Origin of the sequence: Colwellia sp. E2M01 (assembly GCF_018860585.1) — a bacterium.
Classification (GTDB): Bacteria; Pseudomonadota; Gammaproteobacteria; order Enterobacterales; family Alteromonadaceae; genus Colwellia.
This window is the reverse complement of record NZ_JAHKPR010000048.1, coordinates 66,770-88,213: the sequence shown is the minus strand read 5'-3', so window position 1 is coordinate 88,213 and position 21,444 is coordinate 66,770. Positions and strand designations below refer to the sequence as shown.

The window sequence follows — 21,444 nt, the reverse complement described above, 5'->3', positions numbered from 1 at the left end:
ACTGATGAGAGTGAGTGGGGTATTGTGAATTTTTATTTTTAGGGTCTGTCTATCATATTTTTGTTAACCAGCATTATGATAGACAGTAGTATATTTTTACAGGTTGTTAATCTATCTTAATAGTCCTAAATTTCTATCGCTAATGGCATCTCGCCAGCCACCTAACCATTGCGATCTCGCATCAACACTTTGATAAGGGCATTGCTCTTTAGCTTTTCCCCCTAAACCTGCTTGATAACCGTTTGAATGCGCTCTGCCTAACTTATCTCTTTTCTGTCTCTTCATTTTACACACCTCATAAATACTTAAAAATTGTTCCGGTAAATCAGTTTGTTAGTAAAAAAACAACGTTAATCTTTAAATGAAAAAGTTATTACTAAATATGGCTTTATGGTTAATCTTTTGACCTTATTTAATTAATTTCATGTCTATGTTAACCACAACTAGCCATATCATTTAAGGAGATATTTGGTCATGATGCAAGGCAGAAAATTGAATAAATTAGTTGCTTTTTACAGGAAATAGAAGCGATAAAAAATAGCGTTTTTTAATGATAAAGTTTGCCTTTTCAAAACAACTCGTTAGTCATTTTAATTAAAAAAGGTTATTACTAAAAATAATAATAAGTTTATTTTATAGATAAAATAACTCTAAAAAATCATGTTAAATAATATTAATAAAAATAGAGTTTAGGGGATGATGATTGCAGTATTTAAAAATAGCTATGTATTTTAGTGATGTCATTTAGCTAAATAACAGCAGGGGTAACTTAGCTGCGCAATAAAGGTTTTAACATGCCTTCTAAACCATTGAGTTTAACTTCGTACATTAAGGCGAGTTGTTGTCCTAATTTACCCTCAGGAAAGCCTTTACCGTGAAACCACACTAAATAAGGCTCAGGAAGTTGTAATAGTTTTCTGCCCGCATATTTACCAAAAGGCATGGTTTGGTTAATGGCTTCAACCAAAAATTGTTTATCATTTAGCATTACATTCCTTATTCAATTCTTGTCATATTTGTGCCATGCGTTCGTCACAAAAGCTTCATTAAGGCTCATTATACTGCCTATAAGTTAAAAGGTTAATGACTTAACCCGAATACTGGATAGGCATATTACCTAGCAAGATATTTTATGATCATTCTCAGCATTATAGGAATAGCTAGTTAAATTTTTGTAATTCTCATTGTCCAGCATGCAAAGTTAGTCACGTTTTCCTTATTTATAGAGTGAAGGATGAATATGTCGATTATTAGAAAACGGAGTGCGGCTCACAAAGCTTATTTGCCAGGGAATGTGCGTGACAATCAGTACATATTGGCAGAATTTAATTTAACCGATGAACTGATCCAACAATTTTCAGAAAAATATAGCGAGCAGAAACCGCAACCTTATTATGATTTTTATCAGCAGCTATCTACAATATTTTTTGAGTTAACCGATAAACTTGCATTAGGTAATTGTCAGTTTATTGCTAACGACAAATTGGCACGGGTACGTTACAGCCAGGAAATGCATCAATGGCAAACTAATCAGCAAATTTTATTTTATTATAACCCTGCAAGTCACCACCTTAAAAAGTCATTTTTTGATGGCAGTAAAAGAGCTAAAAAAGTTTGTTTACTGTTTTTAGCTACGGGTGACGATATACGTACCAATGCAGCTAATTTTCATCTACGTGTTAGTCAGGCAGTGACTGATTTTTGTGAGGTGATTAACTTAGATAAAAGTGATGTGAGACTTAGGGATCACCAGCATTTAACTTATGATTTGTTCGCAAAAAATAAAGGCTGTGAAACAAACCAAGTACACATGCTCCGTGAAATTAGAAAGCGCTATGCGAGCCAAGATGTAAACTTACCTAGTTATCACAGTGCGATGAATTATGCTGTGGTCACTTTAAATATTAGTAATGAGATATTACAGCAGGTAGAAATTGATAGTCATTCTACTGATCCGTATAACCCGCTTTATACTTATTTAACAGATGTTTTTACTATGGCGGCTAAGTGTTACAACTTAAATAATGGGGCACTGATTGCCAATGGCTTAGTACCTATTGTTCGCTATAGCATTCATGAGATTGTTTCACGTGTGGGTGAGTTACAAATGTTGGGTTATAACCCAGAGCAAAGCCCGTGCGGTATGGTGAGCAAATGGAATGCCAGTGATTTAACTGACAGTGTACAGTTGGTATTTGTCGCAACGCCAGAAGATAATAGTGATCATGGTTTTGGTCGATTCTTAAATCAAATTGAATTAGCCATGCAATTGATGGCAGTAGAACTAGAAATTGAGCCTAAAAAAGAAGAGATGATGATCAGATTTCATCAACACCTTGCTTATAATTTTTAGTCGCTAGGAAGATAGGCCCTAGTACCTAGTACCTAGTACCTAGTACCTAGTACCTAGTACCTAGTACCTAGTACCTAGTACCTAGTACCTAGTACCTAGTATCTAGTACTAATTTTGTGGGCGCTTTTGTAATTTACGTTGCAGCGTTCTACGGTGCATAGATAACTGTCTTGCGGTGGCAGATATATTGCCTTGATTGGCTTTTAAAACTTGTTGGATATGTTGCCACTCTACTTGTTCGGCAGATAAAGTTTTTTCAGGCTGGTTTTCAAAGTGTGCAACATCTATTTTGTCGCCTTTTAGTGTTGCTAATAAGGTTTGACTATCAACCGGCTTTGATAAGTAGTCATCAGCACCAAGCTTTATTGCGTCAACGGCAGTAGCAATGCTAGCAAAACCTGTTAGTAATACTATTCGGCTTTGTGGGCGCAGTTTACGCATCGGCGTAATTATTGATAGTGTATTTTCAGCGGCTAATTTCATATCAAGTAAAATGTAATCAGGCGTATGACGATGACAAGCTAACAAAGCATCATTGTTGTTATCTACTTGTATACAGTCAAAACCATGTTTAGATAATCGTCTGTTAAGGGTGTTAGCAAAAATAACATCATCTTCAACAATTAATAATTTTGGTAGAGTAGGGGCGGTTATGTTAGTAGTCGCTGTATGTGCCATTATCGATATTTCTCTTGTTTGTGTCTTTTATATTGAGGCAATGGCAAGTGGTAAACTCAAGGTAACCAGAGCGCCGCCATCTTGATGGTTTGTTAATGCTAACTTACCCCCAAGTCTTTCTAAACTTGCATGACTTAAAAATACTGCCATGCCAAAGCCTTGTTCACTATTTACTGGTTTTACCCCTAATTCATTTAGTGTTGCTAACGTAAAACCTTTACCGTAATCCCGAATAGTTAATTGCCAATTTAAATCATTAATTTCACTGCTCAGACTAAGTGTGTTGCTATTATTTGCTTTGCTAGCTCGTATAGCGTTATTAATTAAATTGAGAATAGCAGGTAATAGCGCCGCATCGGTATTAATTTTGGTATTTGCAGTATGGCTATGATTGGTAAGCGTTAAATTCATTTCAGGGTTATTTACGCGAACATTCTCGGTAATGTTATTAAATAAATATTGGCAATTAACTTCTTTAATAACTTGCTCTTTAATATCAAAAACCATTGCACGAAACCCCGCTAAGCTGTCTTTACAACGACTTAATTGGTTTTGCATATCAACAACAATATCATTATCAGGAAAATCTTCACTTAATTCATCAGCGAGTAATTGCACAGTGGCAATAGGTGTCGCTAATTGGTGGGTAACTTGTGCAGAAGCAACACCTAATGAAGTCACTTGTTCTTGTTTTAATAAGTCTTCTCGATAAGCAGCAATAGCAAGCTCTTGCTGATTAATATTACGCGCCATTTTACCCACTACAATAGCAACCACTAAAGCCGAAAATAAAAAGTTAATACCCATGCCAATAAAGTGGCCTTGCATGTTACCGTGCATCACACTCATAGGTAATGACCAGAGTAAAATGCTATAAGAGGCAATAGCAAGTGAGGCGACTACAGTAAGTAATAACGGCGTTAAGGTTACCGCGGCAATAGCAATAGGAATGAGCAGTAAGGAAACAAAAGCATTAGTAGCACCGCCACTAAAATATAGAATAAAAGACAGAAATATAATGTCGGCACATATTTGAATAAGTACGGCGTTTTGACTGGCTTTTTTCTCGCTTAATTGGCGGTGATGATAATAAGTATGGCTAATTAGAGTAAACAGTATTTCTAAGCCAATAATACTGACTAAAGGCAGCCAAGGTAATTGGTAATTTAGACCTATATTTACAAATAAAATTAATATCAGTTGAATAGCAATAGCAATACTGCGTAGGGCAATTATTGCTTGAATTTGGTTGGTGATTTTAAAAAAATTTGTCATCTATTTTTAATGGTTTTATATGAGTACAATACAGTGGTAACAATACCATCTTAACGCTTTTAGCCGAAGTAAATATTCGTTGCTAAAGACTTAATGAATATACTTCTTAAAGTAAGTAGTATTAATTTCGTTTAGTTAGATAGCTAATTAACTAAATAAAAATCAAAGGCATATTCTATGACAGATAAAAGTAATGATTCATTAATACAAATAGCCACGTTAGCGGGCGGCTGTTTTTGGTGTATTGAAAGTGCTTTTAACAGCATTAAAGGAGTTAGTAGTGCTATATCAGGTTATATGGGCGGACAGGTTAAAAACCCTACCTATGAAGATATTTGTACCGGTACTTCAGGGCATGCTGAAGTGGTGCAAGTGCAGTTTGATAGTAGCGTGATAAGTTATCGTGAAATACTTGAGATTTTTTTCAGTTTGCATAACCCAACGCAATTAAACCGGCAAGGTAATGATATTGGTACACAATATCGTTCAGAGATTTTCAGCCATGATACAGAGCAACAAGAAACGGCAAATGCTGTGATTGAAGAGATAACTCAATCACAAGTATTTATAGAGCCTGTTGTTACTAAAGTAAGTCCTGCAGTTATTTTTTATCAGGCTGAAGCGTATCACCAAGGCTATGTTGAGAATAATCCGAACAATCAATATTGCTATTATTTAGTTGCGCCTAAATTAGCAAAGTTCAGAGAGACTTTTGTTAATAAATTAAAATAAATAATTTATATACCCGCTCCAGCTGAATCCTGCATCTTCAAGTGGAACGGGTATATTAATAACTAAATACTGCTAGGGCTTAGACCTATCTCTAGTAGCGTTAACATTTTCTAGTTTACTTCTAGTGTATGTGACAGTGTAATCTGTTTTATGTAGAGACTCTACTGACACTGACAATAATAACTTGGTTTAAATAAGCAGCATAAACTACATGTAATATATGTTGCTTATATAATTTATTACTTAAATCGCATTGATAAATCAACCGCTTGTACATGTTTGGTTAATGCGCCACTAGAAATAAAATCAACGCCGGCTTTAGCGTATTCTTGTAAAGTTTCTAAGGTCATATTACCAGACACTTCTAACTTGGCTTTACCGCGCGTAGCTGTTACCGCTTTTTCAATCATTTTAGGGGTGAAGTTATCAAGCATGATAATGTCGGCACCTGCCGTCAATGCTTGTTGTAATTCATCGAGTGATTCAACTTCAACTTCTACTGTTTTATCACTGTGGTTTGCTTTTGCTGTAGCAACTGCATTAGCGATACCGCCACAAGCAGCAATATGGTTTTCTTTAATTAAAAAGGCATCGAATAAGCCAATTCTATGATTTACGCCACCGCCACAAAGCACTGCGTATTTTTGGGCACTACGAATACCAGGTAATGTTTTACGGGTATCTAATAATTTAGTTTCACTGCCCGCTAATTCTTTTACATAAGCACTGGTTAATGTTGCTGTGCCAGAGAGTGTTTGTAAAAAATTCAAAGCGACACGTTCACCGGTTAGTAATATTCGAGCATTACCTTCTAGTTCAAACAGGGTTGTGTTTGCGGGTGCTGATTCACCATCATTAACAAACCAAGTTATTTTAGTTGTATAAGGCTCAGCTGAAGGCGTTGTGGCATTGAACGATGCATCAAGTTGTTTAAACACTTCGTTTACCCAAGCAACACCACAAATAATACATGCTTCACGGGTAATTACCGTTGCTACTGCTTGCTCATTTTCGGGGATCAACATGGCGGTAATGTCTTGGCTTGCTTGCGGCGTTTCGCCGTCAACGGCGCCTAAGTCTTCGCTAAGTGACCAAGCAATAGTTTTGCTAATATCTTGCTGTAATTTTTCTAATTGTGCTTTAAGCATGGCTTTTTCCTGTTAAACCTATTGTGCTACTAACGTCAATTTTAGACTCGCTTAATAGGTATTTCGCTGTTCGCGTAAGATTAATTGTTTACCCGTTTGCGTAAAATCTACTTGTTTTAAGGCACTCATGCCTAAAAGTATTGCATCAGACTTCATCGCAGGATTGATATGAGCGGCGACATTATAAAGGAAAATATTACCTAAGCTCAATTGTGCAATTTGTGTTTTATAAACAGTGACATTGCCATTGGCTGTTTGTACTTGATAATTTCCTTGTGCAACTAACCCTAACTTATCGGCAATATGGGCAGGAATTGATACTTGGGTTGCACCAGTATCAAGTAAGAATGTTACAGGTTCATTATTAATAGTGCCGCGGGCAACATAATGTCCTTGTCTGTTTTGATTTAAAGTGACTTCTGCTTGGCCAGAGTCGGTTAGGCGCACTTCTGGTTGGCTATTAGGGTTGTATTGCTCATCAAGCGCATCTTGAAAGACAAAGACTAATAACGCTAAGCCAATTATCCAGGCGAGCCAAACGAATGTTTTTCCTATTTTGTTTGTTGGGTCAACTTCAGTCATACTAAACCATCTTTGATTAAGAGATGAGTATTGTATGTTTTATAGAATAAGCAAGAAAGTCTAAAAGTGTAATCTTATACATATTAAACCCCCTTAATTCGGATAATACATGTCACTAAATATAACTTTACATGAGTTTTACGTATGTCATTACAAGCATTAATAATTTCTGACGGTTGGTTAGAGCCAATAACCCAAGTACAGGTTTTACCTTCACCTTTTTTTGCGCCGCGAGAATGTGATGAAGAAATCAACCTATTAGTAGTACATAATATTTCGTTGCCTGCGGGTAGGTTTGGTGAACGATATATTGATGACTTATTTCTTGGCAAACTAGATTGCACTGCGCATGATAGTTTTTGTGATTTAATTGGTGTTGAAGTGTCTGCACATTGTTTAATTCGCCGTGACGGCAGTATTACTCAGTATGTGTCATTTTTGGATAAAGCATGGCATGCAGGTGTTTCTTCCTTTCAAGGTAGAGAACGCTGTAATGATTATTCTATTGGTATTGAGTTAGAAGGTACTGATGATATTCCTTATACAGAACAGCAGTATCAAGGTTTGGCGGCGTTAACACTTTGTTTGCAAAATGAATATCCTGGGATTATTATGGAAAATATCGTTGGTCATTGTGATATTGCCCCAATACGAAAAACCGATCCGGGTAAGGTATTTGATTGGCACTATTTTCGTCAACAATTGTGCGAAAAATCGATAAGGAATCGAACATAACATGAGTTTACTAAGTTTATTAATTGCTATCATGGCAGAACGTTCATTGTCTGGCTCAATGTGGCAATTTAATTTTTATTATAATTATTACACACACCTTTTTGGTAAAAATTTTACCGCAAAGCACGGTACTGTCGCGAGTGTCATGTTTATAATTATACCTGTAATTATCACCTATTTAGTCTTAACTTCTATTCATAACGGTTTAATTGAGTTGATACTCTCCACTGTTATACTGATTATTTGTTTTGGCTGTACGACGACAAGATCAGCCTATAAAAATTATCTGAAATCAGCCACTCGTGATGAGGAAACTACGGCTGAAATGTACCATCAACAATTATTGTCAGATAAGAACTTACCGCAAATGGGTTTTGGGCAAGCGTTAATTTGGCTCAACTACCGTTACTATATTGCAATTATGTTATTTTTTACTGTATTTGGCGCGGCAGGAGCTATTTTTTATCGCTTACTTACCACCGTGATAGAGCATAAAAAAGAACAATGTATTGCTGATGCTTATAAAGCCCAAGCAGCAGAACTTTCGTCACAAGCGGATGATAATCTTGATGTTGAAATAGTTACCGAAAATGATGCAGACAATGACATAAGTGATGCAGCTGAACTTCAAGAAGATACTCAAACAACAACTACAAATGAACATCAAAGTAATATTGCCCCTAACATTAGCTTGGGTTGTCAAAATCATCATGACGTTCTTTTTTGGCTTGATTGGTTACCAGTACGTATCACCTCATTTGGTTTTATGTTGGTAGGTCATTTCTCTAAGGCTTTACCGGTTTGGTTAGAAAGCTTGTTCGATACAGCGAAGCCTACTCATAAAATATTGATTGATGTAGCTGAAAAATCGGAAGATATTATGGTCAATGAAAATGACTGTACAGCAGAGCCTTGTTTATTAGTAAGGCTTGCCAAACGCAACTTATTGCTGGTACTTGCTGTTATCTCAATTTTAACCCTTTCAGGTTTTCTTAATTAACGAGCTCAAGCAATATTAAATTCTTTTCCCATTATTTAGATGACACCTTCATTAATCGTTAATTTTTTATTAATGAAGGCGTCATATAAGCTATGCATCGTGTTTATACATACTGCCTATGTACGGTAAATGTTAAATAGTAGAATGAGTCAGTATTAATAGTAGGGTGTTCTGCTTTTATTGATGCTAAAACAAACAGGTGTTTGAAAATAGCCTTTGTTGTTTTCACGCATAAAAACTTTGCTTATATAGTACTCATATACTAAATTCACTTGTCAAAAGTAGGCTTTTTTGCTATTTTATGGCCTACCAAATTAAAGGTCTTACCAATTTACCAAGCTTTTTTGTGTTGATATGTGGGTAGGATTTGATCGTTTTGATCCTTTAACTAGCTAAAATATTTAATTATTACTTTAAATTTATCACTTTATGAATACATACGTATTGGCAACTAACTAAATGAACGCAACCAAAAGCACTGGGCGAGTAAAGCCACAGAAGTTAGCTGACATTATTTTAGTGCAACTTGAAACTATGATCATTGAAGGTAGTCTACAACCAGGTGAGAAGCTATTACCTGAACGTGAACTTGCTTTGAAATTTGAAGTGTCGAGACCGTCATTACGTGAAGCGATTCAAAAGTTAGAAGCGAAAGGTTTAGTTACCCGTAAACAAGGTGGCGGTACCTTTGTTTGTGATAATTTACTCAACGGTTTTTCAGACCCCTTGTTCGAGTTAATTTCGAGTAATAATGAATCACAGTTTGATTTATTAGAGTTTCGTCACGGTATAGAAGGGATGGCATCTTATTATGCGGCTATGCGCGGAACTGCGGCAGATTTTGAGCAAATAGAAGCAAGACATGATGAAATTGGCACGAGTCAATTAGAAAATGATTTTAAAGTAGAAGCAAAAGCGGTAGTCGATTTTCATCTAGCTATTTGTGCAGCATCACACAATGCGGTTATTTTACAGCTAGCACGTAGTATGTCGTCACTGTTGGTTGATAATATCGTACAAAATTTAAAAGTACTTGCTAAAAGACCTGATATTTTTAGCAAGATTACTGATTATAGAAAAAGCTTACTTAATGCCATTATTAGCGGTCAGCCGCAAAAAGCATGGGGAGCAAGTCATCGACACTTAGCCTTTATTGAAGAAGTGCTACTTAAATTGACGCAAGAAAATAGTCGTGTTGAGCGCTCAATGAGACGAATGTAAAACGACGTTTGTAAAGAATTATGAATATTAGCAGTGATATAAGCCGGTAATTAACGTTTAAAAATAAGCGTGTTATCAAAATAATGTTATTGCGGTTCAATGGAACGAACAACGAAAAAATCGTGTAGCAAGGGTTATACGGCGAAGTAAATAATATTGTACTCGGGGTGCTAACTAACATTAGTTGTCAAGAATGCAAAAAGTAAAAGTACATGCGTAAAAGAAAGTATTAAACGAATAGTTAGCACAGTAAGTTAACTATTAATTTTAAACATTTTTAAAAACACAAAAGTATCGGAGACTATACAATATGTCAGATATACCAAATATCGATATTGACTCAACAGAAACACAAGAGTGGATCGAGTCAATGCAATCGGTTCTGGAAAACGAAGGTCCAGAGCGTGCACATTTTTTATTAGAGCAATTAATTGATAATGCACGTCGTAGTGGTACTCACTTACCATTTGATGCAAAAACTGCTTATGTAAATACCATCCCTTCAGGCGATGAGCCATACATGCCTGCAGACCAAATATTAGAATCACGCATTCGTGCAGCGATTCGTTGGAACGCATTAGTATTAGTTTTACGTGCTTCTAAGAAAGATTTAGAGCTTGGTGGTCATATTGGTTCTTTCGCATCTTCTTCAACACTTTACGATGTAGCATTTAACCACATCTTTAAAGCTGCTACTGAAAAAGACGGCGGCGATTTAGTTTTCTCACAAGGTCACATTTCTCCGGGTATATACTCACGTGCTTTTGTTGAAGGTCGTTTAACTGAAGAGCAAATGAACGGTTTCCGTCAAGAATGTGATGGTAAAGGTTTATCTTCTTACCCACATCCACACTTAATGAAAGACTTTTGGCAGTTCCCAACAGTTTCTATGGGTTTAGGTCCATTACAAGCTATCTACACTGCACGTTTTCTTAAGTACTTAACTGACCGTGGTATTAAAGATTGTTCAGGCCAACGTGTTTACTGTTACTTAGGTGACGGTGAAACTGATGAGCCAGAATCATTAGGTGCTATTGGTTTAGCGTCTCGTGAAGGTTTAGACAACTTATGTTTCGTTGTTAACTGTAACTTACAACGTCTTGATGGTCCTGTTCGTGGTAACGGTAAAATCATTCAAGAACTTGAAGGCACATTCCGTGGCGCAGGCTGGGAAGTGGTTAAAGTTATCTGGGGCCGTTACTGGGATGCACTAATCGCTAAAGACACTTCTGGTAAGTTATTACAACTTATGAACGAAACTGTTGATGGTGAATACCAAAACTGTAAAGCAAAAGGCGGCGCGTACACGCGTGAGCACTTCTTTGGTAAGTACCCTGAAACAGCTGCATTAGTAGCTAATATGTCTGACGAAGAAATCTACCGCTTAAACCGTGGTGGTCATGACCCTATTAAAGTTCACGCTGCTTACAAAAAAGCAATGGAAACTAAAGGTCGTCCTACAGTAATTCTTGCTAAAACGGTTAAAGGTTTTGGTTTAGGTGCTTCTGGTGAAGCATTAAACATCGCGCATAACGTTAAGAAAATGGACGTTGAGTCAATTAAATACTACCGCGATCGTTTCAACATTCCAGTAGCGGATGATGAAATTGCTGATTTACCATACTTCAGATTTGCAGAAGATAGCCAAGAATATAAATACATGATGGCACGTCGTGAAGCCTTAGGTGGCTCATTACCTGCACGTCGCGTTCAAGCAGAAGAGCCAGTTGAAGTTCCTGAATTATCAGTATTCGACGCAATCTTGAAAGGTTCTGGTGACCGTCAAGTTTCTTCAACAATGACTTTTGTTCGTGTATTAAATGCATTATTAAAAGACAAGAAAATTGGTAAGCGTATTGTACCAATCATTCCTGATGAAGCACGTACGTTCGGTATGGAAGGTTTATTCCGTCAAGTTGGTATTTATGCTCACGAAGGACAAAAATACGTTCCTCAAGATGCTGACCAAGTTGCTTACTACCGTGAAGACAAAAAAGGCCAAGTATTACAAGAAGGTATTAACGAGTTAGGTGCAATGGCTTCATGGGTTGCTTCTGGTACGTCTTACTCTACTTGTGACGCAACAACTATTCCGTTCTACATTTACTACTCAATGTTCGGTTTCCAACGTGTTGGTGATTTAGCATGGGCAGCTGGCGATAGCCAAGCACGTGGTTTCTTATTAGGTGCTACAGCTGGTCGTACAACGCTAAATGGTGAAGGTTTACAACATCAAGATGGTCATTCACACGTTCAAGCTAACTTAATCCCTAACTGTGTTACTTACGATCCAACATACGGTTACGAGATTTCAGTTATTGTACAAGACGGTTTACGTCGCATGTACACTGATAACGAAAACGTTTTCTACTACTTAACGTTAATGAACGAAAACTACAAACACCCAGCTATGCCTGAAGGTGATGACGTAGCAGCGCAAATCATTAAAGGTATTTACAAGTTAGAAACGGTTGAAGCGAAGAAAGCTAAAGCAAACGTTCAATTAATGGGCTCTGGTACTATTTTAGAATCTGTTCGTGAAGCAGCACAAATCTTAGCGGCTGATTACGACGTTTCAAGTGACGTTTACTCAGTAACTTCATTTAATGAATTAGCACGTGAAGGTCAAGACGTTACGCGTTGGAACATGCTTCACCCAGAAGATGAGCAAAAAGTACCATACATTGGCACAGTAATTACTGCTGATAAAGGTCCTGCTATTTCTGCAACTGATTACGTTAAAGGTTATTCAGACCAAGTTCGTGCATTTATCGACACTGAATACCGTTGTTTAGGTACTGACGGTTTCGGCCGCAGTGATAGCCGTGCTAACTTACGTACTCACTTCGAAGTAAATGCAAGCTACATTGTTGTTGCTTCATTATTTGAATTAGCAAACCGTGGTGAAGTTGAGAAGAGTGTTGTTACTGAAGCAATTAAACGCTTTAACATTAACACTGATAAACTTAACCCACTTTACGCTTAATAAGTGATTAGATAAGGAGACAAACATGTCTGATATTCAAAAAATTCTAGTCCCTGATGTTGGCGGCGAAGAAGTTGAAATCATTGAAATTTGTGTTGCTGTTGGCGACGCATTAGAAGCTGATGAAGGTATTGTTACCGTTGAAACTGATAAAGCATCAATGGACATTCCAGCACCATTTGCAGGTAAGCTTTCAAGCTTATCTGTAAAAGTGGGCGACAAAATTAAAGAAGGCGACGTAATTGGTGAAATTCAAGCAGAAGGCGCTTCGGCGCCAGCTGCTGAAGAAGCACCAGCGGCGGCTCCTGCACCAGCTGAAGCGGCACCTGTTGCTGCTCCAGCTGCAGCGCCTGCAGCAACATCAAGCGAAGTAATTGAAGTTGCTGTGCCAGATATTGGTGAAGATGGCGAAGTAGAAGTTATCGACGTATTAGTTAGCGTTGGTGATGTAATTGAGCAAGAAGATGGCTTAATTACCCTTGAAACTGATAAAGCTACTATGGACGTACCATCATCTCATGCAGGTACCGTTAAAGAAGTACTTATCAGCAATGGCGATAAAGTTAAGCAAGGTTCAATTGTAATTAAATTGGAAGTTGCTGGCTCTGAAGCTCCTGCTGAAGCATCTGCGGCGGCTCCTGCTCCTGTAGCTGAAGCGGCTCCTGCAGCAGCACCTGCGCCTGTAGCTAGCTCTGCTCCAGCAATTATTGAAGTTGCAGTTCCAGATATCGGTGAAGACGGCGAAGTAGACGTTATTGATATTCTTGTTGCTGTAGGTGATGAAATCGAAGAAGAAGACGGTTTAATTACCCTTGAAACTGACAAAGCAACGATGGACGTTCCATCTACGCATGCAGGTACAGTGAAAGAAGTATTCATCAAAAATGGTGATAAAGTTAAACAAGGTACTGTTGTAATTAAGCTTGAAACTAAAGGTGGTGAGGCAGCTCCAGTAGCGGCTCCTGCGCCGGCAGCTTCAGCTCCAGCGGCAACTCCTGCTCCTGTTGTAGCAACAACTGAAGCACGCCCTGACCCAGTACCAGCAAGTGACTTTAAAGCATCTGGCCCAGTTTATACTTCACCATCAATTCGTCGTATAGCACGCGAATTTGGTGTTGATTTGACTCTTGTTAAAGGTACTGCACGTAAAGGTCGTATCTCTAAAGAAGATGTACAAAACTACGTTAAAGCAGCATTAGCAGCGCCTAAAGCAGCGGCAAGTGGTGGCGCAGTTCCTGAAAATGTACTTGAGATTGTTGCAGTTAAACCTGTTGATCACAGTAAATTTGGTGAAATTGAAGAGAAGCCACTTGGTCGTATTCAGAAAATTTCTGGTCCATTCTTACACCGTAACTGGGCGACTATCCCACACGTTACACAGTTTGATGAAGCAGATATCACTGATATTGAAGACTTCCGTAAAGAGCAAAATGCTTATCATGCTAAAAAGAAAACTGGCTTAAAAATTACGCCACTTGTTTTCGTGATGAAAGCTGTTGCTCGCGCGTTAGAGAAATTCCCTAACATGAACTCATCATTATCTGATGACGGCGCTAGCTTAATTCTTAAGAAGTTCATCAACATTGGTATCGCAGTAGCGACTCCAGGTGGCTTAGTTGTTCCAGTTATTAAAGACGTGAACAAAAAAGGTATTGAAGAACTTTCACAAGAGCTTATCGTAATTTCTGGTAAAGCACGTGACGGTAAGCTTAAAGCAGCTGACATGTCAGGTGGTACATTTACTATCTCGAGCCTTGGTGGTATCGGTGGTACTGCATTTACGCCAATCGTAAATGCACCAGAGGTAGGTATTTTAGGTGTGTCTAAGTCAGACTTTAAACCTAAGTGGAACGGTAAAGAATTCGAACCACGCTTAATGGTGCCATTAAGCTTATCTTACGATCATCGTGTAATTGATGGTGCTGAAGGTGCTGCGTTCTCTACTGAAATCGCTAATAACTTAACTGACTTACGTCGTTTAGTATTGTAGTAATGCCAGCAACATAATGACTATTTTGGTTATTGTGTTGCTAAAACGTAAGCCTTGTGAATAACTGTATGAGCAAGGCTTAACTAATAAATTTTAAAACGTAATCACCAAAAGGTTGTTACGAATAATTAGAGGTTCACATGAGTAAAGATATTAAAACTCAAGTAGTCGTTTTAGGCGCAGGCCCTGGCGGTTACTCAGCAGCATTTCGTGCGGCAGATTTAGGTTTAGACGTAGTATTAGTAGAAAGCCGTGAAACACTTGGTGGTGTTTGTTTAAACGTGGGTTGTATCCCATCTAAAGCATTACTTCACGTTGCTAAAGTAATTGATGATGCTGCTGAAATGGCAGGTCACGGTGTTACTTTTGGCGCACCAAAAATTGATTTAGACAAAATCCGTAGCTGGAAAGAAAGCGTAGTTGGCCAATTAACTGGCGGCTTAGGCGGCATGGCTAAAGCACGTAAAGTAACCACAGTTTACGGTTTTGGTAAGTTTACTTCAGACAAAACTATTGTAGTTGCAGGTAACGACGGCGCAGAAACAACTATCACTTTTGATAACGCAATTATCGCAGCTGGTTCATCAGTTGTAGATTTACCGTTTATCCCAACAGAAGACCCACGTGTTATCGATTCAACTGGCGCACTTGAACTTCAAGACGTTCCTGGTGAAATGTTAGTACTTGGTGGTGGTATCATCGGTTTAGAAATGGGTACAGTATACAACGCATTAGGCTCTAACGTGTCTGTAGTTGAATTCGCTGACCAATTAGTACCTGCTGCAGATGCTGACGTTGTTAAAATTTACACTAACTACAACAAGAAAAAATTCAACATCATGTTGTCTACTAAAGTTGTTGCAGTCGACGCTAAAGATGACGGTTTATACGTTACTTTTGAAGGTAAGAACGCACCAGAAGGTCAAGTTCGTTACGATAAGATTTTAGTTGCAGTTGGTCGTAAGCCAAACGGTAAGTTAATCGACGCTGAAAAAGCAGGTGTTAATGTTGACGATCGTGGTTTCATCAACGTTTCAAATGAATTACGTACTAACGTAGATCACATCTTCGCTATCGGTGATGTTGTTGGTCAACCTATGCTTGCTCACAAAGCAGTTCACGAAGCACATTGTGCTGCAGAAGTTATTTCTGGTAAGAAACATACTTTTGACCCACGTTGTATTCCTTCAATCGCTTACACTGATCCAGAAATGGCTTGGGTTGGCGTTACTGAACGTGAAGCGAAAGAGCAAGGTTTAAACATCGAAGTTGCTAACTTCCCTTGGGCTGCCTCTGGCCGTGCTATTGCTTCTGCACGTACTGAAGGTAAAACTAAGATGATCTTCGAAAAAGAAACGGGTCGTGTTCTTGGTGGTGCTATTGTTGGTATCAACGCTGGCGAAATGCTTGGTGAAGTTTGTTTAGCCGTTGAAATGGGCGCAGATGCTGAAGATTTAGCATTAACTATTCATGCTCACCCAACGTTAAATGAATCAATCGGCTTAGCGGCTGAAGTATTTGAAGGTTCAATTACTGATTTACCAAATGCTAAAGCAGTTAAAAAGAAAAAATAATTAGTTAAATTTTTACTTACCTTTAGCTAGCTCTAGGTAATTATTATGATTTAACTTAAACCCGTTTTGCCATTTAGGTAAAACGGGTTTTTTTATGCCGTCATTTATTGTAATTAATTGAATAAAAAATCACATAAAAAGAGTGCCATCCGCCGAGAATAATTTTAGACTGATATTACTATTGAATCCCGCTGCTATTATAAATGCAGTTTCTTCGTATTAAGGTTCACAGATGTTCACCAAATTAACCCCTGCTTTTTTTAATGTTTTTTTCAGCTTTTTAATTTTGAGCACTAGCTATGTTGTATGTGCTGAAGCAACTCCTCCTACTACATTAAAAGAAATTTCAGACACTGAAGACATGGCTGAAAGTCTTGTTGAGAAAAAAATAGAAGAAGGTAAACCCCGACAAACACCGCTTTCGACAATTTTGGCTATTCATACAGAAGTGAAAAAAGGTAACCTTGCTGAAGCAAGTAAGTCTTTAGATATGCGTTACTTGCCAAAAGAAATTGCTGCAATTGGCGGTGAAGAGTTGTTACGACAATTGGTGATTATTTGGAGCCAGCAACACATTCTTGACTTATACAGCCTTAGTGACCAACCAGAGGGCCATTTGAATGATGGTCTGCCTGATTATCGTGAGTTATTAGGAATTATTGAATCAAGTAATGGCCCTGTATCATTATATCTACAGCGTGTTCCTGCTGGTAAAGGGGAACGGGTTTGGAAGATATCAAATGCCACTGTCGCTAATATTCCAGAATTGTGGAAAGAGTTTGGTTATAACAAGCACATAGAATTAATTGCTAAGTATTTGCCCGAGTTTAAAGTATTTCATATGAGTAACTGGCAGTTTATCTGTTTTATTTTACTTATAGTTATTACATGGTTTTTAACCGGTGTTATCCGCAGCTTAGCTAAGCTTATTTTTGCTAAAAAGGCCAAACATGGTACTGCTTTAGAACATTTTTTTGGTCACTCAGTGCGGATGTTTTTATTTTTTATTCTGATTGATTATGGGACTAATTATCTCGGCTTGTCGATGCAGGCGAAAGTGTGGTTAACGGTAGGCACATTAAAATATTTAGCCGCAGCTTATATTATTATTGGTTTAATGGAAGTTATTACCGCCTTGTATCTATTACCAAGAAAAGAAGGCGCCTATTCAGCAGCACTGATCAGGCCATTAATGACAACCGCTAAAATTATTGTAGTGTTACTGATATTACTTAATTGGTTTGAAAGTGCGGGCTACAACATAGCAACCATCTTAACGGGTCTGGGGATTGGTAGTTTAGCTATCGCCTTAGCAGCGCAAAAAACCTTAGAGAATATATTCGGTGCTTTTACTATCTATGTAGCAAAGCCTATTCAAGCAGGAGATTTTTGTAAGTTTGGTGATATTACCGGTACCGTTGAAGAAATTGGTTTGCGTTCAACACGTATTCGTAAACTTAACCGATCGGTAGTACATGTTCCTAACTCAATATTTTCATCAAAAGAATTAGAGAACTTTGCAGAAATAGATCGCCGCCATTACCAACGAGAATTTCGTGTACGTCTTGATACAACATCAGATCAATTACGCCAAATGTTAATTAAAATGCGTGAATTATTACTTTGCCATGAACGTGTATTACCAACGTCAGCGCGCGCTCGCTTTGAATATATCGAACGTGATGCTTTTGTGGTTGTGGTAAATTGCTATGTGGATACCAAATCGATCATAGATTTTAAAGGGGTTGCTGAAGATTTAAACCTTTATATATTAGATATTATCCGTGATCTTGGTATTCAGTGGGCTATTCCACAGCAAGAATTATTAATGGGTAAAGCAATACAAACCAACCCTGAGCTTGTGCAAGCAGCACATGACAATATGGAAGCATTACGTAATGAAGAAAAACTGCCGTTTCCTGATTTTTCAGAAGAAGATATTGAAGCTAGAAAAGATAGTTTGAAATACCCAGCTAAAGGTACCTTACAAAAGGCGCCGGATGTTGATGAGATTATTGAAGACGGTGAAAACAATGAGGCTCATGATGCTCCTAGTCGTGCTTAACAAGTACTACTTATCAACGAATTGAAGGTATTGTTACAGGGGCTAAAATGGCGTTAACTAAAAAGAGTATGCTCATTAGTGTGCATACTCTTCTTATTTTATTACTTTTATTGGGGCATATCGCATTTGTTGCTGCTTTGTTTGCAAGTATTTATGCATTAATTATTTGCGCCGATAAAGCTTACTTTAAAGGATATTTATCGGCGCGAATGGCGTTGTTCTTTATCTTTAGTGCAGCATTATTACTACATAAAGTGCCCGGTTTTGAAAATATAGCGATATATCAAGACGTGCAATTTTCTCCCGATGCTTTACCTTATTCGCTGTATCTAAATTTTGATAAATTTTTGATTGCGGTGATTTTACTACCTTATATTTTATTAATAGATAAAACTGATAATCGCGCTTTACCCAAACTACCTAGTTTTTTATCGCGCTATTCCTTGCCTATGGCAATGGTTATTATTTCAGTTTTAACTATTGGCCTTGTGTTTGTTTTAGCCTTTGCGCTTGGTCTAGTTAATTGGCAGGTTAAATTACCTGATGAAGCGTTAATATTTTTTGTAAAAATGTTGGTGGTAACTGTTGTTGCTGAAGAGTGTATTTTTCGCGGAATGTTACAACGTGGTTTAACAAATAAACTGGGCTTGTGGGGAGTACTGATTATTTCGGGGCTGTTTTTCGGTGCTGTGCATGCTGCTTTTTCACCGTTATTTGCCTTGGCTAGTGTGTTTGCTGGTTTAGGTTACGGGCTTGTGTATTATTACGCTAGAAATATTGCATATCCTATTGCACTGCATTTTATCTTAAACAGTATCCATGCAATATTTCTAACTTATCCAATGCTAGCTTAATCTCATATTAGCTTTGTGCTAGCTTAGCAATTGATCAGCTTAGTAGTTAATCGTTATTTTTTTCGCACACGATATGGCGTCATCTATAGCCGTTTGAATAGTATTACGACGCGCTAACGCTACGCCTAAACGACGAGAACCATGGATCTCAGGTTTAGCAAATAAACGAATTTGAGTTTGTGACTGACTCAGCGCGTTATTAATACCCGAAAAACTAATATCAGTAGACTCACCTTTACCTAATACTACCGCAGAAGCAGATGGACCAAATTGTTCAATGTTATTAATTGGTAAACCAGTAAAAGCACGAACATGAAGAGCGAACTCTGATAATTCTTGAGAAATCAAGGTAACCATGCCTGTATCATGTGGGCGTGGTGACACTTCGTTAAAGATAATCTCATCGCCTTTAATGAAAAGCTCTACACCGAATAAACCATGTCCGCCTAATGCGGTAACGACTTTTTTAGCGGCTTCTTGAGCGGCTGCTAAAGCCTTCTCACTCATTACTTGTGGTTGCCAAGACTCTCGGTAATCACCATCCTCTTGGCGATGGCCAATTGGCGCGCAAAAATGAATGCCGTCAATGGCGCTAATGGTTAATAAAGCGACTTCATAATCGAAATCGATAAAGCCTTCAACAATAACACGCTGGTTATTCGATTTAGATCCAGTACGACCACCACTTTGCGCGTATTGCCAAGCTTTATCAATATCATCGACTGACTTAATAACGCTCTGACCTTTGCCTGAAGAGCTCATAATCGGTTTTATAACACAAGGTAAGCCAACATCATCAATTGCTGACTTAAGCGCTTCTAAGCTATCCACAAAGTGATATGGTGAGGTTTTTATCTGTAACTCTTCAGCAGCTAAGCGGCGAATGCCTTCACGGTTCATCGTAAGTTTGGTTGCATTGGCGCAAGGTACAACATTTAAACCTTGGCTTTCTAGTTCAACGAGCATATCCGTAGCGATAGCTTCTACTTCAGGCACAACAAAGTCAGGTTGTTCACGATTAATAACGTCTGCAAGTGCTTTAGCATCTAACATATTAAAAACGTGACTACGATGCGCTACCTGCATTGCTGGAGCATTAGGGTAACTATCGCAAGCAATAACTTCTAAGCCTAATCGTTGACACTCAATAGCAACTTCTTTACCTAACTCGCCAGAGCCTAATAATAAAACGCGTGTTGCGCTTTTACTTGTGGCTGTACCAAACATATTAACGCCTTAAAATTTATAAAATAAAGGGGATCATACTGTATTTGTTATAAAGCGCAATCTTGTTTAAAAGGAAAATTTTGTTTAAAAGTGAAATGGAGCAATTTGTTAATTGTAATGAAGGTAAACAGAGAGGGGGAGTTTTGTTAGGTGCAATCATTAGACACCTAACAAACATTATTTATCTTCTTTATAATATAACTCAACAGGTATTGCTAAACAGGTAGCAAGAAACTCTTTTGCGCGTGCTTTGCCTTGACCTTTGTATTTCCAACCTAAGTCTAAGGCTATTTGTGGTGGGCGAGTGCTAGGGTTGTTTTTTTCAGCTTCGGTAAACGGGTATGCAACGCCATTACCTTGCATTAGTTGCTCTTTAGTTAGCGGGTTTTGCTCGGTTGTTGATAAATCAAATGCGCGTTGTGAAAAGTCTACAAAGAATGAAACTGATGCTTGGCAGTAATCAAAACGCATTTTTTTGGCCATAAAAAGACTCTCTTCATGGGTCATTAAACGCTTACGCTTGCCTTCAGGTGCTTCTTTTCTTAATGCTTTTCTTAATACCTTGTATTGTTTAGCGTAGGGATTATCCATCAAGGCTAATTTGGTATGCATTTCAGGCCAAGAATTTGAGGCTAACTGTTTATTATATTCAGCTACTACCTCGGGACTCATTTCGGCCGTTATAGAAAGGGTATTTGCGTTCGCAGTAAAGCTTGTCGCAAGTAAACTTGATAAAACTAGTCCTACAATTGTAATACTAGGCGTTATCAAAAACATATTTTTAAAAATTATTGTTTTAAGCATATTTAGCGTTTTATTGTCAGTTTTATTTTTAGTGAGTGCGTTATTAAGGAAATATTGCCCGTAAGCATACATTTTCGCTTCCATGCTATTTCTCTTATTTATTATCTTGTTTGTCACCAATTGCTCACCATTGTATTGATGAAAGCTTCTTTATACCATTAGAATCTACCATAAAATGGAGATACGATAAAATTTCTACAAACTGTTAACTTTTTTCAAT

18 protein-coding genes are annotated in these 21,444 nt (G+C 37.8%); 10 read left to right on the top strand and 8 right to left on the bottom strand.

From position 1 onward, the window contains the following. Positions 1–111: 111 nt before the first annotated feature. Together rmf and KO502_RS10705 are read right to left on the bottom strand one after the other, a co-directional pair. Positions 112–285, bottom strand: a complete 174-nt coding sequence (gene rmf, locus KO502_RS10710) for a ribosome modulation factor (RefSeq protein WP_216022565.1) — start codon at positions 283–285, stop codon at positions 112–114. 484 nt (positions 286–769) lie between these two features. After that, the gene (locus KO502_RS10705) at positions 770–988 is read right to left on the bottom strand and encodes a DUF3820 family protein (RefSeq protein ID WP_216022564.1); all 219 of its coding nucleotides are present in this window, start codon (positions 986–988) and stop codon (positions 770–772) included. A gap of 252 nt (positions 989–1,240) precedes the next feature. Here KO502_RS10705 and KO502_RS10700 point away from each other — a divergent pair, with 252 nt between their 5' ends. Then, positions 1,241–2,353, top strand: coding sequence for a DUF3083 family protein (locus KO502_RS10700; RefSeq protein WP_216022563.1), 1,113 nt, complete (start codon positions 1,241–1,243; stop codon positions 2,351–2,353). A 108-nt stretch (positions 2,354–2,461) separates the two neighbouring features. Here the strand turns inward: KO502_RS10700 and KO502_RS10695 are convergent, their stop codons facing one another. Together KO502_RS10695 and KO502_RS10690 are read right to left on the bottom strand one after the other, a co-directional pair. Further along, on the bottom strand, positions 2,462–3,031 hold the full coding sequence (locus KO502_RS10695; RefSeq protein ID WP_216022562.1) for a response regulator: 570 nt from the start codon (positions 3,029–3,031) through the stop codon (positions 2,462–2,464). 27 nt (positions 3,032–3,058) lie between these two features. Then, positions 3,059–4,306 (bottom strand): HAMP domain-containing sensor histidine kinase, encoded by a 1,248-nt coding sequence (locus tag KO502_RS10690; RefSeq protein WP_216022561.1) that lies wholly within the window; start codon positions 4,304–4,306, stop codon positions 3,059–3,061. Positions 4,307–4,483: 177 nt separating this feature from the next. On the opposite strand from KO502_RS10690, the gene msrA reads away from it, so the two are divergent. Then, positions 4,484–5,038 (top strand): peptide-methionine (S)-S-oxide reductase MsrA, encoded by a 555-nt coding sequence (gene msrA / locus KO502_RS10685; RefSeq protein WP_216022560.1) that lies wholly within the window; start codon positions 4,484–4,486, stop codon positions 5,036–5,038. A 239-nt stretch (positions 5,039–5,277) separates the two neighbouring features. Here msrA and nadC read toward each other — a convergent pair whose 3' ends face one another. Further along, on the bottom strand, positions 5,278–6,186 hold the full coding sequence (gene nadC, locus KO502_RS10680; protein WP_216022559.1) for a carboxylating nicotinate-nucleotide diphosphorylase: 909 nt from the start codon (positions 6,184–6,186) through the stop codon (positions 5,278–5,280). 51 nt (positions 6,187–6,237) lie between these two features. Beyond that, positions 6,238–6,768, bottom strand: coding sequence for a TIGR02281 family clan AA aspartic protease (locus KO502_RS10675; RefSeq protein WP_216022558.1), 531 nt, complete (start codon positions 6,766–6,768; stop codon positions 6,238–6,240). Positions 6,769–6,912: 144 nt separating this feature from the next. Between KO502_RS10675 and ampD the strand changes: the two genes are divergently transcribed. From ampD to KO502_RS10635, 8 genes are all read left to right on the top strand, one after another. Continuing rightward, complete coding sequence (ampD, locus tag KO502_RS10670) at positions 6,913–7,503, top strand: 1,6-anhydro-N-acetylmuramyl-L-alanine amidase AmpD (RefSeq protein ID WP_216022557.1); 591 nt, start codon at positions 6,913–6,915, stop codon at positions 7,501–7,503. A 1-nt stretch (position 7,504) separates the two neighbouring features. Continuing rightward, positions 7,505–8,503: a beta-lactamase regulator AmpE gene (gene ampE / locus KO502_RS10665; RefSeq protein ID WP_216022556.1), complete on the top strand. Its 999-nt coding sequence runs from the start codon at positions 7,505–7,507 to the stop codon at positions 8,501–8,503. 459 nt (positions 8,504–8,962) lie between these two features. After that, positions 8,963–9,724 carry a pyruvate dehydrogenase complex transcriptional repressor PdhR gene (gene pdhR, locus KO502_RS10660; RefSeq protein WP_216022555.1) on the top strand — a complete coding sequence of 254 codons (762 nt, stop codon included), beginning with the start codon at positions 8,963–8,965 and terminating at the stop codon, positions 9,722–9,724. A 310-nt stretch (positions 9,725–10,034) separates the two neighbouring features. Then, on the top strand, positions 10,035–12,710 hold the full coding sequence (gene aceE / locus KO502_RS10655; RefSeq protein ID WP_216022554.1) for a pyruvate dehydrogenase (acetyl-transferring), homodimeric type: 2,676 nt from the start codon (positions 10,035–10,037) through the stop codon (positions 12,708–12,710). A gap of 25 nt (positions 12,711–12,735) precedes the next feature. Further along, the gene (gene aceF / locus KO502_RS10650) at positions 12,736–14,700 is read left to right on the top strand and encodes a pyruvate dehydrogenase complex dihydrolipoyllysine-residue acetyltransferase (RefSeq protein ID WP_216022553.1); all 1,965 of its coding nucleotides are present in this window, start codon (positions 12,736–12,738) and stop codon (positions 14,698–14,700) included. A gap of 140 nt (positions 14,701–14,840) precedes the next feature. Then, positions 14,841–16,274, top strand: a complete 1,434-nt coding sequence (gene lpdA / locus KO502_RS10645) for a dihydrolipoyl dehydrogenase (protein ID WP_216022552.1) — start codon at positions 14,841–14,843, stop codon at positions 16,272–16,274. 232 nt (positions 16,275–16,506) lie between these two features. Continuing rightward, positions 16,507–18,339 carry a mechanosensitive ion channel domain-containing protein gene (locus KO502_RS10640; protein ID WP_216022551.1) on the top strand — a complete coding sequence of 611 codons (1,833 nt, stop codon included), beginning with the start codon at positions 16,507–16,509 and terminating at the stop codon, positions 18,337–18,339. Positions 18,340–18,386: 47 nt separating this feature from the next. Next, the gene (locus tag KO502_RS10635) at positions 18,387–19,193 is read left to right on the top strand and encodes a CPBP family intramembrane glutamic endopeptidase (protein ID WP_216022550.1); all 807 of its coding nucleotides are present in this window, start codon (positions 18,387–18,389) and stop codon (positions 19,191–19,193) included. A gap of 39 nt (positions 19,194–19,232) precedes the next feature. Here the strand turns inward: KO502_RS10635 and purT are convergent, their stop codons facing one another. After that, positions 19,233–20,420 carry a formate-dependent phosphoribosylglycinamide formyltransferase gene (gene purT / locus KO502_RS10630; RefSeq protein ID WP_216022549.1) on the bottom strand — a complete coding sequence of 396 codons (1,188 nt, stop codon included), beginning with the start codon at positions 20,418–20,420 and terminating at the stop codon, positions 19,233–19,235. A 177-nt stretch (positions 20,421–20,597) separates the two neighbouring features. Beyond that, positions 20,598–21,308 (bottom strand): hypothetical protein, encoded by a 711-nt coding sequence (locus KO502_RS10625; RefSeq protein WP_216022548.1) that lies wholly within the window; start codon positions 21,306–21,308, stop codon positions 20,598–20,600. Positions 21,309–21,444: the final 136 nt, after the last annotated feature.